The sequence below is a fragment of the Streptomyces sp. NPDC107528 genome, from assembly GCF_055639295.1.
In genome coordinates this window covers 233,494-245,788 of the sequence record NZ_JBVKAV010000007.1, presented here as the reverse complement: position 1 = coordinate 245,788, position 12,295 = coordinate 233,494, and the positions used below count along the sequence as shown (strand labels likewise).

Below are 12,295 nucleotides of genomic sequence, written 5' to 3'. Positions count from 1 at the left end.
TCTGATCGCCGGGTTACTTCATCGTGTTCCTGTGACGGATCTCGGTGTCGGGGCCGGGGGAGCACAGACCCTCGTGCCCGTCCTCGAAGCGGACGCGGTACGGGGGATTCCCCTCATGGCCCAGGATCTCGACGATCTCGCCGACCTTGTCGTGTTGCCCGACCACCCTGCCGTGCTGGACAAGTTGGTCGCCCACGGTTGCACGCATCTGTTGGGCCTCCTCACCAGGTGCGGGAGCAGCGGTCCGTGGCCTTGAGTCTACGGCGTGGAGCGGTGGTTGGAGGTGGGTCGTGCGGCCCGCTCAGCCACGCGCCCGCTGGGTCACGGCGATGCACACGAGCACCGCCGCGGCCGTCAGCGGGGCGGCCACTGTCAGGTGCTCGCCCAGCAGCAGCACCGACCACACCAGTGTGAGCAGGGGTTGGGCCAACTGCAACTGGCTGGCCTTCGGGATGCCGATGGCGGCCATGCCCCGGTACCAGACGACCATGCCGAGGAACTGCGAGCCCGCCGCGACCCACAGCAGTCCGGTGATGCCGTGCCAGGTCAGGTGCACGGGTTCGTGCGACAGCGCCAACGCGGCGACCGGGGCGGTCAGCGGCAGACACAGCACCAGCGCCCAGCCGATCACCTGCCAGCCCGGCATGACCCCGGCCAGCCGGCCGCCCTCGGTGTAGCCGGCCGCGCACACCAGCAGCGCCGCGAAGAGATACAGGTCGGCCGTGGTCAGGGCGCCGCCGCTCTGCTGCACGGTGAAGGCGACCACCGCGGCGGCGCCCGCCAGCGCCGCCGTCCAGAAGGTGCGCGAGGGGCGGGTGCCGACGCGCAGGGCGGAGAAGAGGGCCGTGGTCAGCGGGAGCAGACCGACCACGACGGCGGCGTGCGCGGTGGTGGAGGTCTGCAGCGCCAGCGTGGTGAGCAGGGGGAAGCCGAGGACCACTCCGGCGGCGACCACAGCCAGGCCCGCCCAGTGTCGGCGGGCGGGGAGCGGCACGCGCAGCGCCATCAGACAGACCCCCGCGATCAGCGCGGCCAGCAGGCTGCGCACGGCGACCAGGGACCAGGGGCCGAAGCTCTCCAGGCCCCAGGCGGTGGCGGGGAAGGTGAGGGAGAAGGCCGCGACCCCCAGCGCGGCCTGGAGGGTGCCTCCGACGGCCGTGGCGGCTGGAGCGACCGGCATTGGGTTGCCGCCGGTCACTGCTATCGAGCTCGGAGCGGTAGCGCTATTCTTGGTCCTCATGCAAGAGCGTAGCAGTGTCGGTGAGCTGGCGGATCGGCTGAGACGGGAGCTGGACCGCTACTCGCCGGGTGGAAAGCTGCCGTCGAGCCGTGCCCTCGTCGAGCGGTACCGGGTGAGCCCGGTGACCGTCTCCCGCGCCCTCGCACAGCTGGCCGCCGAGGGGCTCGTGGTGACCCGGCCCGGCGCCGGAGCCTTCCGCGCCGAGGCGCACGCGCGGACTCCTGCCGCCGGGGACACCTCCTGGCAGGAGGTGACGCTCAGCGCGGACGCCGCCGCGGAACAGGTACCGCGCTCGGTGGACGCCTCCGGGGTACTGGCCTCGCTCACCGCGCCGCCGCCCGGTGTGATCGAGTTCAACGGCGGCTATCTGCACCAGTCGCTGCAGCCGGAGCGGGCCATGGCCGCCGCACTGTCCCGGGCCGGCCGACGGCCCGGGGCGTGGGGGAGGCCGCCCATGGAGGGGCTGCCGGAGCTGCGGGAGTGGTTCGCGCGCAGCATCGGCGGGCCGGGCGGCGCCGTCACCGCCGCCGAGGTGCTGATCACCTCTGGCGGCCAGTCGGCCCTGACGACCGCGCTGAGGGCACTCGCGCCGCCGGGCGCACCGGTGCTGGTGGAGTCGCCGACGTACCCGGGCATGCTGGCGATCGCCCGCGCGGCCGGACTGCGCCCGGTCCCCGTCCCGGTCGACGCCGACGGCGTACGGCCGTCCCTGCTCGCCGACGCCTTCAAGGCGACCGGCGCCCGGGTCTTCGTCTGCCAGCCGCTGTTCCAGAACCCGACCGGCGCGCTGCTCGCCCCCGAGCGGCGCGGCGAGGTGCTGCGCATCGCACGCGAGGCCGGTGCCTTCGTCGTGGAGGACGACTTCGTACGACGGCTGGTGCACGAGGACGCGGGGCCGCTGCCGCGTCCGCTGGCCGCCGAGGACCCCGACGGCGTCGTCGTCCACGTCTGCTCGCTGACCAAGGCCACCTCGCCCAGCTTCCGGGTCAGCGCGCTCGCCGCGCGCGGCCCGGTGCTGGAGCGGCTGCGCGCGATCCAGGTCGTGGACACCTTCTTCGTGCCGCGACCGTTGCAGGAGGCGGCGCTGGAACTGGTCGGCTCGCCCGCCTGGCCGCGCCATCTGCGGGCGATCTCCGCCGAGTTGAAGACCCGCCGCGACACGATGACGGCCGCCCTGCGCCTCGACCTCCCCGAACTCGCCCTCCCGCACATCCCGTCCGGCGGCTACCACCTCTGGCTCCGCCTGCCCGACGGCAACGGGGGCACCTCCCAGGCTTTCGGCTCCGGGGGAGAGTCCGCCCTGACCTCCGCCGCCCTGCGCTCGGGCGTCGCGATCACCCCCGGCCGCCCCTACTTCAGCGCGGAGCCTTCGGCCGGGCATCTGCGGTTGAGCTTCGCGGCGGTGGCGGGGGCGGGGGAGATCACGGAGGGGCTACGGCGGCTGCGGGCGGCTTGGGACGAGGTGCGCTAGGTGCGGGACGGCGGTGTGAGGCCCGCCCGCGAACTCCGCGGCAGTCGTCACCCCGGTCGTGCCCGCAGCATCGCACCCGCCACTGACAACGCCCTGCCCACCGGGGAAAACCGCTCGACGCCGGCGCCCTGGGCCTGCGAATCTCGCCGCATGACCGACACCCCGCCCCTCGCCGAGGGCTACGAGATCTCCACCGAGGCCGACCGCATCGACGCCGAGCGCGTGCACCGGTGGCTGTCCACCGACGCGTACTGGGCGATGGGGCGGGAGCGGGAGAAGCAGGACCGGGCGATCGAGGGTTCGCTGAACTTCGGGGTGTACGAGACGGTTTCGGGGGAACAGGTGGCGTATGCCCGGGTCGTCACCGACCGGGCGACCTTCGCGTGGCTCTGTGACGTGTACGTCGACCGGTCGGTGCGCGGCAAGGGGGTCGGGACGGCGCTCGTCGGGGCCGTACGCGAGCAGGTGCGGTCGTACGGGGTGAAGCGGATGCTGCTCGCCACGCACGACGCCCACGGGGTCTACGAGAAGCACGGGTTCGCGCCGCTGGAGAAGCCGGACCAGTGGATGGCGCTCTACTTCTGAGCTCGGGCCGTCTTCGAGGGTCGGGCGTCCGCTGCGGGGCGGACGTCGTGCTTGAACTTTCCAACTGATCGTTTTCCAGCCACATGTCCGTCTGATCCTGACCCCGCAGTAAAGCTTCGCCAACCCTCGGTGACAGCTGCACAACCTCTCTTGACCTGCGCACCTTCGCGACACACCATCGCCGCATGTCGCTTCGGGTCACGTTCGTCGCCGCCGCGCGCAGCTCCCCGCTGCTCGCCGAGCGCTTCGAGGACGACCGGCCGCTGGACCAGGCCGGCTGGGACGAGGTGCAGCTCGCCGCGCGCGACCTGCTGCCGTTGGCGGCGGCCGAGCTGCGCTACTGCTCGCCGACCCCGCGCAGCCGTGCCACCGGCGACGCCCTCGGCTATGCACCGCTGGTGCAACTCGCCCTGCGCGACTGTGACATGGGCCGCTGGCGCGGGCTCACGCTCGGCGAGGCGATGGCCCGTGAGCCGGAGGCTGTGGACGCCTGGCTGGCCGACCCGCGGGGCACACCGCACGGCGGCGAGTCGCTGCTCGCGTTCATCGCCCGGGTCGGCAACTGGCTCGACACCCGGCCCGTTGAGGACGGCGGTCGCATCGTCGCCGTGGCCGAGCCGTCGGTGATCCGTGCCGCGCTGGTGTACGCGCTGAAGGCGCCGCCGTCGACGTACTGGAACATCGACGTGCGTCCGCTGTCGACGACCACCGTGACCGGCCGGGCCGGGCGTTGGTACCTCCGCCTGGAGGGGGCGCCGGTTCAGCCCTCGCGGGCGTAGTCGGTGGTGAGGACCAGGTCCTTGGCGGGGCCGCGCACCCGCCACACCGTCCGCCAGTGGTCCTCGTCGACGACGGTGAACTCGCCCCGGTAGAGGTCGGCCGAGCAGGGGTGGTCCGCGATGTGGTGCCCGGAGGTCAGGTCGAGGCCGTGGAAGGGGCGGCCGTCGGAGAACCGGACGTCCGCGGTGCCCCGCGCGGTGCCGGGCAGGAAGCGCAGCGTCCGTTCGGCGGGCCTCGGGACGCCCCGCCAGACGAAGGTGCCGGACTCGTGATGCAGTAGCCCGCCGCCCTCCAACGGGCCGAAAACCGTCGTACCGGAGAACTCCCCCTCGTCTCCGCTCGCCAGATCCCGCACGGATCGGACGGTTCGCCAGCTCCCGGCGAGGTACGCCAGCGCATCCGGTACCGGCCAGAACTCGCCCATCCCGCCCTCACTTCCGACACTTTCGATACCGCGCGACCCGTTGACGCTCCGGATCCCCCTCCCTATCTTGCCGTTCGAAGTATTGATCAGTGTCTGATATTTCGAACATCGAGCCGCGGAGTATCCATGCCACGCACCCCCAGCCGCTGGAGATCCGGCGTCGCCGCCACCGCCTTCCTGGCGGCAGCCGCCCTGATCCCGGCCCCCGCCCACGCCGACGACGTCACCGACTACGCCATCACCGTCGACCCCACCGCTCAGGGCGCGAAGATCGACGACACGATGTACGGCGTCTTCTTCGAGGACATCAACCGGGCCGCGGACGGCGGTCTGTACGCCGAGCTCGTGCAGAACCGGTCCTTCGAGTACGGCACCGCCGACAACGGCTCCTACACCCCGCTCACCTCCTGGACGGCCGACGGCACCGCGCAGGTCGTGAACGACTCCGGCCGGCTCAACGAGCGCAACCGCAACTACCTCTCCCTCGGCGCCGGTTCGTCCCTCACGAACGCCGGATACAACACCGGCATCCGGGTCGAGCAGGGCAAGAGGTACGACTTCTCGGTGTGGGCGCGCGCCGAGAGCGGCAGCACCTTGAGCGTGGGCCTCAAGGACGCCGCCGGCGCGCTCGCGACCGCCCGCCAGGTGGCCGTGAAGGGCGGCTGGGCCCGGTACAGGGCCACGTTCACCGCGACCCGCACCAGCAGTCGCGGTCGTCTCGCCGTCGCCGCCACGGACGCGGCGGCCCTCGACATGGTGTCGCTGTTCCCGCGCGACACCTACAAGAACCAGGCGAACGGCCTGCGCAAGGACCTTGCGGAGAAGATCGCCGCCCTGCACCCGGGCTTCGTGCGCTTCCCCGGCGGCTGCCTGGTCAACACCGGCTCCATGGAGGACTACAGCGAAGCCTCCGGCTGGCAGCGCCAGCGCTCCTACCAGTGGAAGGACACCATCGGCCCGGTCGAGCAGCGCGCGACCAATTCCAACTTCTGGGGCTACAACCAGAGCTACGGCCTCGGCTACTACGAGTACTTCCGTTTCTCCGAGGACATCGGCGCCATGCCGCTGCCCGTCGTCCCGGCCCTGGTGACCGGCTGCGGCCAGAACAAGGCAGTCGACGACGAGGCGCTGCTCAAGCGGCACATCCAGGACACTCTCGACCTCATCGAGTTCGCCAACGGCCCGGCGACCTCCAAGTGGGGCAAGGTCCGGGCCCGGATGGGCCACCCGAGGCCCTTCCACCTCACCCACCTGGAGGTCGGCAACGAGGAGAACCTCCCGAACGAGTTCTTCGCGCGGTTCCAGCGGTTCCGCGCCGCGATCGAGGCCGAGTACCCGGACATCACGGTCGTCTCCAACTCCGGCCCTGACGACAGCGGCACGACCTTCGACACCGCCTGGAAGCTGAACCGCGAGGCGAACGTCGAGATGGTCGACGAGCACTACTACAACAGCCCCGACTGGTTCCTGCAGAACAACGACCGCTACGACTCCTACGACCGCAGCGGCCCCAAGGTCTTCCTCGGCGAGTACGCCTCCCAGGGCAACGCCTGGAAGAACGGCCTCTCCGAAGCCGCGTTCATGACCGGCCTGGAGCGCAACGCGGACATCGTCAAGCTCGCCTCGTACGCCCCGCTGCTCGCCAACGAGGACTACGTCCAGTGGCGGCCGGACCTGGTCTGGTTCAACAACCGCTCCTCCTGGAACTCGACGAACTACGAGGTCCAGAAGCTGTTCATGAACAACGTCGGCGACCGGGTCGTCCCCTCGAAGGCGACCACCACACCGGACGTCAGCGGCCCGATCGCCGGTGCCGTCGGCCTCTCGACGTGGGCGACCAGTGCCGCCTACGACGACGTGAAGGTCACGGCGGCGGACGGCTCGACGCTGCTCAGCGACGACTTCTCCGGCGACGCCTCGAAGTGGACGCACTCCGGCGGCGGCAGCTGGAGCGTCCAGGACGGGCAGTACGTGCAGAGCGACGTGGCCGCCGAGAACACCATGGTGTCGGCAGGCGACCCGACCTGGCACGACTACGACCTGCATGTGAAGGCCACCAAGAAGTCCGGCAAGGAGGGCTTCCTCGTCGCGTTCGGCGTCAAGGACACCGGCAACTACTACTGGTGGAACCTGGGCGGCTGGAACAACACCCAGTCCGCGATCGAGCAGGCCGTGGACGGCGGCAAGGGCACGCTGATGACGAAGGCCGGGTCGATCGAGACGGGCCGGGCCTACGAGATCGACATCAAGGTGCGCGGCCGCCAGGTCACCCTCTACCTCGACGGCAAGGAGTGGGGCAGCTTCACCGACGACAAGCCGGCCGAGCCGTTCCGCCAGGTCGTCACCAAGGACGCCCGCACCGGTGACCTGATCGTCAAGGTCGTCAACGCCCGGTCGGCCCCGGCCCGCACGGCGATCGACCTGGGTGGCGCCGAGGTCGCCGCCAAGGCCCGGGTCACCACCCTGGCCGCTGACCAGGACGCGGTGAACACCGAGACGGACGCCCCGGTCACGCCCGTGACGTCCACGTTCTCGGGGGTCGCCGACGAGTTCACGTACACCTTCCCGGCGAACTCCGTGACGTTCCTGAGGATCAAGCAGAGGTGAGCATCAAGCAGAGGTGACGGAGCGCGTCAGCTGCCGGCGGTCCACCCCGGGACCGTCGGCAGCACCTTCTCGGCGACCCGCAGCAGCACGGCGTCATCCGGCACCATGCCGTCCGAACGCCACAAAGTCACATCGAAGGATCCGCCGCCGTCCTTCGCGTCCTGGGCCACCATGAGGGCGCGGAGCGGGACGCCGGTACCGGCCTCGGCGTCGCCCCCGTCGAGGCGGAAGTTGATCCTGATGGTCCGGTCCGAGTACAGCACCGCCGGACGGTCCAGAACCGTACGCTGCTCCCCCTCCCCGAGCAGCTCGTGGGACCCGGCCACGGGGAGGTCGTCGTAGGTGGCCGACAGCGTCACGGTGTAGGTGTCGAACTCGACCTCCGCGGACGGCATCGGGATGTCCTTGCCGCCTTCGAGTCCGGCGGAGCCGTCGTTGCCGAAGGCGGTCTTCGCGGTCTCGGCCGGTGTGCCCAGCAACTTCGCGAGGTCGGGGCGCAGCAGGGCCTCGCACAGCTGCTTTCCGGTCACCCGCCCGGTCGACTTGCCGGGTTCCTCGTCGGAGCACGTGGCTGCGGGTGGACCGCTGTTCCCGGATGTCCCCTCGGACACCCACAGACCGGCGGCGATCGCGGCGAATAGCGCCACGGCCGCGACGGCCTGCCCCCACGCGTTGTGGCCTTTCTCCGGCGTGCCGATCTTTTCGGCCATGTGCCCCCACCTGCCGTGATCCCCTGATGTTCGCCGGGGGACAGTAGCTCATGGGCATGTCCTGAACAAAGCTGGTTTCCCCGCCCGCTTCGGGGGGCGGGCACCATGAATCGTGATTGCATAAAACTGCGGCGAAACGTATAGTCATGCCGTCTAGGAGGAGGAGTCCATGGCGGTACGTGCGGCAGTGGCCGGAGCGAGTGGGTACGCGGGCGGGGAACTGCTGCGTCTGCTCCTGGCGCACCCCGAGGTCGAGACAGGGGCCCTGACCGGGCACTCGAACGCGGGCCAGCGGCTCGGTGCGCTGCAACCGCACCTGCTGCCCCTCGCCGACCGTGTGCTCCAGGAGACCACCCCCGAGGTCCTCGCCGGGCATGACGTCGTCTTCCTCGCACTGCCGCACGGCCAGTCCGCCGCCGTCGCCGAGCAGCTCGGCCCGGATGTGCTGGTCGTCGACATGGGCGCCGACTTCCGGCTGAAGGACGCGGGCGACTGGGAGACGTTCTACGGCTCCCCGCACGCCGGGACGTGGCCGTACGGCCTTCCCGAGCTGCCGGGCGGCCGCGCCGCGCTCGCGGGGTCCAAGCGCATCGCGGTGCCCGGCTGCTACCCGACCGCCGCCTCGCTCGCCCTCTTCCCGGCCTACGCCGCCGGCCTCGCCGAGCCCGAGGCCGTGATCGTCGCCGCCTCCGGCACGTCCGGCGCGGGCAAGGCGCTCAAGCCCCATCTGCTGGGCAGCGAAGTCATGGGCTCCATGTCGCCGTACGGCGTCGGCGGCGGGCACCGGCACACGCCCGAGATGATCCAGAACCTCAGCGCGGCGGCGGGGGAGCGGGTCTCCGTCTCCTTCACGCCGACCCTCGCTCCCATGCCCCGCGGCATCCTCGCCACGTGCACGGCGAAGGCGAAGGACGGGGTCAGCGGCGAGTCCGTCCGCGCCGCCTACGAGAAGGCCCTCGCCGACGAGCCCTTCGTCCACCTCCTCCCCGAGGGGCAGTGGCCCGCCACGGCGTCCGTCTACGGTTCGAACGCCGTTCAGGTGCAGGTCGCATTCGACGCCGCCGCGAACCGCATCATCGCGATCAGCGCCATCGACAACCTGACCAAGGGCACGGCCGGCGGCGCCGTCCAGAGCATGAACATCGCCCTCGGGTTTCACGAGAACACCGGGCTTTCCACGATCGGAGTCGCACCGTGAGCGTCACGGCCGCAAAGGGATTCACGGCGGCGGGCATCGCCGCCGGGATCAAGGAGAACGGCAACCCGGACCTGGCCCTCGTGGTCAACAACGGGCCGCGCCGCGCCGCCGCCGGTGTCTTCACGTCCAACCGTGTGAAGGCCGCGCCGGTGCTGTGGTCCGAGCAGGTCCTCAAGAGCGGTGAGCTGACCGCCGTCGTCCTCAACTCGGGCGGCGCCAACGCCTGTACGGGGCACAAGGGCTTCCAGGACACGCACGCGACCGCCGAGAAGGTCGCAGAGTCGCTCAACACCGCGGGGTACGACGAGACCGGCGGCCACGCGCCGGGCTTGGTCGCCGTCTGCTCCACGGGCCTCATCGGCGTGCTGCTGCCGATGGACAAGCTGCTGCGCGGCGTCGACAAGGCCGTCGCCCAGCTCAGTCCTCACGGCGGCGAGAAGGCCGCCATCGCCATCAAGACCACCGACACCGTCCACAAGACCGCCGTGGTGACCAAGGACGGCTGGACCGTCGGCGGGATGGCGAAGGGCGCCGGCATGCTCGCCCCGGGCCTGGCCACCATGCTCGTCGTCCTCACCACAGACGCCGCCCTGGACAGCGACGCGCTGGACAAGGCACTCCGGGCGGCCACGCGCACGACCTTCGACCGCGTCGACTCCGACGGCTGCATGTCCACCAACGACACCGTGCTGCTGCTCGCCTCCGGTGCGGCCGACGTCACCCCGGAGTACGAGGAGTTCGCCGAGGCCGTACGGGCCGTCTGTGACGACCTCGGTCAGCAGCTGATCCGCGACGCCGAGGGCGCCAGCAAGGACATCAAGGTCGAGGTCATCAACGCCGCGACCGAGGACGACGCCGTCGAGGTGGGCCGCTCCATCGCCCGCAACAACCTCCTCAAGTGCGCCCTCCACGGTGAGGACCCCAACTGGGGCCGCGTCCTGTCCGCGATCGGCACGACCGCCGCCGCCTTCGAGCCCGACCGGCTCAACGTCGCCATCAACGGCGTCTGGGTGTGCAAGAACGGCGGCGTCGGCGAGGACCGCGAGAAGGTCGACATGCGCTACCGCGAGGTGCACATCGTCGCCGACCTCGCCGCCGGGTCCGAGACCGCCACCATCTGGACCAACGACCTCACCGCCGACTACGTCCACGAGAACAGCGCCTACTCCTCATGAGCAATCCACCCGCGCGCAAGCACACCGCGCTCCCCAAGGCCCAGATCCTCATCGAGGCCCTGCCCTGGCTGGTCCGGCACAACGGCAAGACCGTCGTCATCAAGTTCGGCGGCAACGCCATGGTCGACGAGGAGCTGAAGGCCGCGTTCGCCCAGGACGTCGTCTTCCTGCACCACGCCGGCCTCAAGCCGGTCGTCGTGCACGGCGGCGGCCCGCAGATCAGCGCCGCCCTCGACAAGCACGGCATCGTCAGCGAGTTCAAGGCGGGGCTCCGGGTCACCACCGAGGACGCCATGGACGTCGTACGGATGGTGCTGGCCGGGCACGTCCAGCGTGAACTCGTCGGCCTGCTCAACCAGCACGGCCCACTGGCCGTCGGCCTGACCGGCGAGGACGCTCACACCATCACCGCCACCCGGCACCAGCCCGAGATCGACGGCGAGCTCGTCGACATCGGCCGGGTCGGCGAGATCACCGCCATCGACACGGGCGCGATCGAGGCGCTGCTGGCCGACGGCCGGATCCCGGTCGTCTCGTCGATCGCCCGGAGCCAGGACGACGGACATGTCTACAACGTCAATGCTGATACGGCGGCTGCGGCACTCGCTGCTGCGCTGGGCGCCGAAACCCTCATGGTCCTCACCGACGTCGAGGGCCTCTACGAGGACTGGCCCCACTCCGACGAGGTGATCAGCCGCCTCACCGCTTCCCAACTGGAGAAGCTGCTGCCGGAGTTGTCCTCCGGCATGGTGCCGAAGATGGAGGGCTGCCTGCACGCGGTCCGGGGCGGCGTGACCACCGCCCGCGTCATCGACGGCCGGGTCCAGCACTCGATCCTGCTGGAGATCTTCACCGACGAGGGCATCGGCACGATGGTCGTGGCGGACGCCGAAGAGGGGGATGCCGAATGACCGGCAATCAGGAGCTCACCCAGCGCTGGCAGGGCTCGCTCATGAACAACTACGGCACCCCGCGGCTGCCCCTCGTCCGCGGTGCGGGCCTCAGGGTCTGGGACACCGACGGCCGGCAGTACCTCGACTTCGTCGGCGGCATCGCCACCAACGCGCTCGGCCACGCCCACCCCGCGATCGTGGAGGCCGTGAGCAAGCAGGTCGCCTCCCTCGGCCACATCTCCAACTTCTTCATGGCCGAGCCGACCGTCGCCCTCGCCGAGCGGCTGCTCCAGCTCTTCGGCCGGGACGGCAAGGTCTTCTTCTGCAGCTCCGGCGCCGAGGCCAACGAGGCCGCGTTCAAGATCGGCCGACTGACCGGGCGGACCCATATGGTCGCCACCGACGGCGGCTTCCACGGCCGGACCATGGGCGCCCTCGCGCTCACCGGCCAGCCCGCCAAGCAGGAGCCCTTCCTGCCGCTGCCCGGCGACGTCACGCACGTGCCGTACGGGGACGCGCAGGCGTTGGCCGCCGCGGTCACCGAGGAGACCGCCCTCGTGATCATCGAGCCGGTCCAGGGCGAGAACGGCGTGGTCGTGCCGCCCCCCGGCTACCTCAAGGCGGCCCGGGCCATCACGGCCGCGACCGGCTCGCTGCTCGTGCTCGACGAAGTGCAGACCGGTGTCGGCCGGTCGGGGCACTGGTTCGCGTACCAGGCCCACGAAGGCGTGCTGCCCGACGTGGTCACCCTCGCCAAGCAGCTCGGCGGCGGGCTGCCGCTGGGCGCGACCGTCGCCTTCGGGCGGGCCGCGGAGCTGCTGCAGCCCGGCCAGCACGGGACGACGTTCGGCGGGAACCCGGTCGCGTGTGCCGCCGGTCTTGCCGTGCTGGACACCATCGCGAACGACGGGTTGCTGGAGAACGTCAAGCGGCAGAGCGAGAAGTTGCGGGACGGGATCGAGGCGCTGGGCCACCCGTTGATCGGTCATGTCCGGGGCGCGGGACTGCTCCTGGGTATCGTGCTCACCGAGCCGCACGCCGCCAAGGTGCAGCAGGTGGCTCAGGACGCCGGTTTCCTGGTGAACGCGCCCGCCCCCGATGTCGTACGGCTCATGCCGCCGCTGAACCTCGGTGACGACGAAGTGGAGGCGCTTCTTCAGGCCCTTCCCGGCATCCTGGACCAGGCCAACGGGGACGGATCCGGAGAATGAG

Annotated in this window: 12 protein-coding genes; 8 read left to right on the top strand and 4 right to left on the bottom strand. The window is 70.9% G+C overall.

The features are described 5' to 3' along the window. Nucleotides 1-13 precede the first annotated feature (13 nt). Both ACZ7L5_RS23540 and ACZ7L5_RS23535 read right to left on the bottom strand, forming a co-directional pair. The gene (locus ACZ7L5_RS23540; protein WP_328882804.1) at nt 14-208 is read right to left on the bottom strand and encodes a DUF1918 domain-containing protein; all 195 of its coding nucleotides are present in this window, start codon (nt 206-208) and stop codon (nt 14-16) included. A gap of 93 nt (nt 209-301) precedes the next feature. After that, complete coding sequence (locus ACZ7L5_RS23535) at nt 302-1,240, bottom strand: DMT family transporter (RefSeq protein WP_471518609.1); 939 nt, start codon at nt 1,238-1,240, stop codon at nt 302-304. On the opposite strand from ACZ7L5_RS23535, the gene ACZ7L5_RS23530 reads away from it, so the two are divergent. The 3 genes from ACZ7L5_RS23530 (at nt 1,239) to ACZ7L5_RS23520 (ending at nt 4,075) form a co-directional block, all read left to right on the top strand. Then, a complete protein-coding gene (locus tag ACZ7L5_RS23530; protein WP_471518608.1) occupies nt 1,239-2,711 on the top strand; it encodes an aminotransferase-like domain-containing protein in 1,473 nt (490 codons plus the stop codon). The two genes, ACZ7L5_RS23535 and ACZ7L5_RS23530, sit on opposite strands and share 2 nt — an antisense overlap. A gap of 150 nt (nt 2,712-2,861) precedes the next feature. Then, entirely contained in the window at nt 2,862-3,296 is a 435-nt protein-coding gene (locus ACZ7L5_RS23525; protein ID WP_471518607.1) for a GNAT family N-acetyltransferase, read from the top strand. A 185-nt stretch (nt 3,297-3,481) separates the two neighbouring features. After that, complete coding sequence (locus tag ACZ7L5_RS23520) at nt 3,482-4,075, top strand: histidine phosphatase family protein (RefSeq protein ID WP_362381093.1); 594 nt, start codon at nt 3,482-3,484, stop codon at nt 4,073-4,075. Here ACZ7L5_RS23520 and ACZ7L5_RS23515 read toward each other — a convergent pair. Next, nucleotides 4,057-4,500, bottom strand: coding sequence for a DUF6314 family protein (locus ACZ7L5_RS23515; RefSeq protein WP_471518606.1), 444 nt, complete (start codon nt 4,498-4,500; stop codon nt 4,057-4,059). The genes ACZ7L5_RS23520 and ACZ7L5_RS23515 overlap by 19 nt on opposite strands. A 126-nt stretch (nt 4,501-4,626) precedes the next feature. Here ACZ7L5_RS23515 and ACZ7L5_RS23510 point away from each other — a divergent pair, with 126 nt between their 5' ends. Then, on the top strand, nt 4,627-7,107 hold the full coding sequence (locus tag ACZ7L5_RS23510) for an alpha-L-arabinofuranosidase C-terminal domain-containing protein (protein ID WP_471518605.1): 2,481 nt from the start codon (nt 4,627-4,629) through the stop codon (nt 7,105-7,107). Between the two features lie 26 nt (nt 7,108-7,133). Here ACZ7L5_RS23510 and ACZ7L5_RS23505 read toward each other — a convergent pair whose 3' ends face one another. Next, entirely contained in the window at nt 7,134-7,817 is a 684-nt protein-coding gene (locus ACZ7L5_RS23505) for a DUF6215 domain-containing protein (RefSeq protein ID WP_471518604.1), read from the bottom strand. Nucleotides 7,818-7,986: 169 nt separating this feature from the next. Between ACZ7L5_RS23505 and argC the strand changes: the two genes are divergently transcribed. From argC to ACZ7L5_RS23485, 4 genes are read left to right on the top strand one after another with little or no spacing between them, the layout of a single operon-like run. Further along, nucleotides 7,987-9,015, top strand: a complete 1,029-nt coding sequence (argC, locus tag ACZ7L5_RS23500) for an N-acetyl-gamma-glutamyl-phosphate reductase (RefSeq protein ID WP_328882812.1) — start codon at nt 7,987-7,989, stop codon at nt 9,013-9,015. Next, the gene (argJ, locus tag ACZ7L5_RS23495) at nt 9,012-10,190 is read left to right on the top strand and encodes a bifunctional glutamate N-acetyltransferase/amino-acid acetyltransferase ArgJ (RefSeq protein ID WP_471518603.1); all 1,179 of its coding nucleotides are present in this window, start codon (nt 9,012-9,014) and stop codon (nt 10,188-10,190) included. The genes argC and argJ overlap by 4 nt, the downstream gene beginning before the upstream one ends. After that, a complete protein-coding gene (argB, locus tag ACZ7L5_RS23490; RefSeq protein ID WP_471518602.1) occupies nt 10,187-11,101 on the top strand; it encodes an acetylglutamate kinase in 915 nt (304 codons plus the stop codon). Before argJ ends, argB begins: the two co-directional genes overlap by 4 nt. Further along, the gene (locus ACZ7L5_RS23485) at nt 11,098-12,294 is read left to right on the top strand and encodes an acetylornithine transaminase (protein ID WP_471518601.1); all 1,197 of its coding nucleotides are present in this window, start codon (nt 11,098-11,100) and stop codon (nt 12,292-12,294) included. The genes argB and ACZ7L5_RS23485 overlap by 4 nt, the downstream gene beginning before the upstream one ends. Nucleotide 12,295: the final 1 nt, after the last annotated feature.

Excerpts from the sequence above, each read along its gene's own strand:
- argB (WP_471518602.1), top strand. The coding sequence starts at position 10,187 with ATGAGCAATCCACCCGCGCGCAAGCACACCGCGCTCCCCAAGGCCCAG.
- ACZ7L5_RS23520 (WP_362381093.1), top strand. The coding sequence starts at position 3,482 with ATGTCGCTTCGGGTCACGTTCGTCGCCGCCGCGCGCAGCTCCCCGCTG.
- ACZ7L5_RS23505 (WP_471518604.1), bottom strand. The coding sequence starts at position 7,817 with ATGGCCGAAAAGATCGGCACGCCGGAGAAAGGCCACAACGCGTGGGGG.
- ACZ7L5_RS23525 (WP_471518607.1), top strand. The coding sequence starts at position 2,862 with ATGACCGACACCCCGCCCCTCGCCGAGGGCTACGAGATCTCCACCGAG.
- ACZ7L5_RS23535 (WP_471518609.1), bottom strand. The coding sequence starts at position 1,240 with ATGAGGACCAAGAATAGCGCTACCGCTCCGAGCTCGATAGCAGTGACC.
- argC (WP_328882812.1), top strand. The coding sequence starts at position 7,987 with ATGGCGGTACGTGCGGCAGTGGCCGGAGCGAGTGGGTACGCGGGCGGG.
- ACZ7L5_RS23530 (WP_471518608.1), top strand. The coding sequence starts at position 1,239 with ATGCAAGAGCGTAGCAGTGTCGGTGAGCTGGCGGATCGGCTGAGACGG.
- ACZ7L5_RS23540 (WP_328882804.1), bottom strand. The coding sequence starts at position 208 with ATGCGTGCAACCGTGGGCGACCAACTTGTCCAGCACGGCAGGGTGGTC.
- ACZ7L5_RS23515 (WP_471518606.1), bottom strand. The coding sequence starts at position 4,500 with ATGGGCGAGTTCTGGCCGGTACCGGATGCGCTGGCGTACCTCGCCGGG.
- ACZ7L5_RS23485 (WP_471518601.1), top strand. The coding sequence starts at position 11,098 with ATGACCGGCAATCAGGAGCTCACCCAGCGCTGGCAGGGCTCGCTCATG.
- ACZ7L5_RS23510 (WP_471518605.1), top strand. The coding sequence starts at position 4,627 with ATGCCACGCACCCCCAGCCGCTGGAGATCCGGCGTCGCCGCCACCGCC.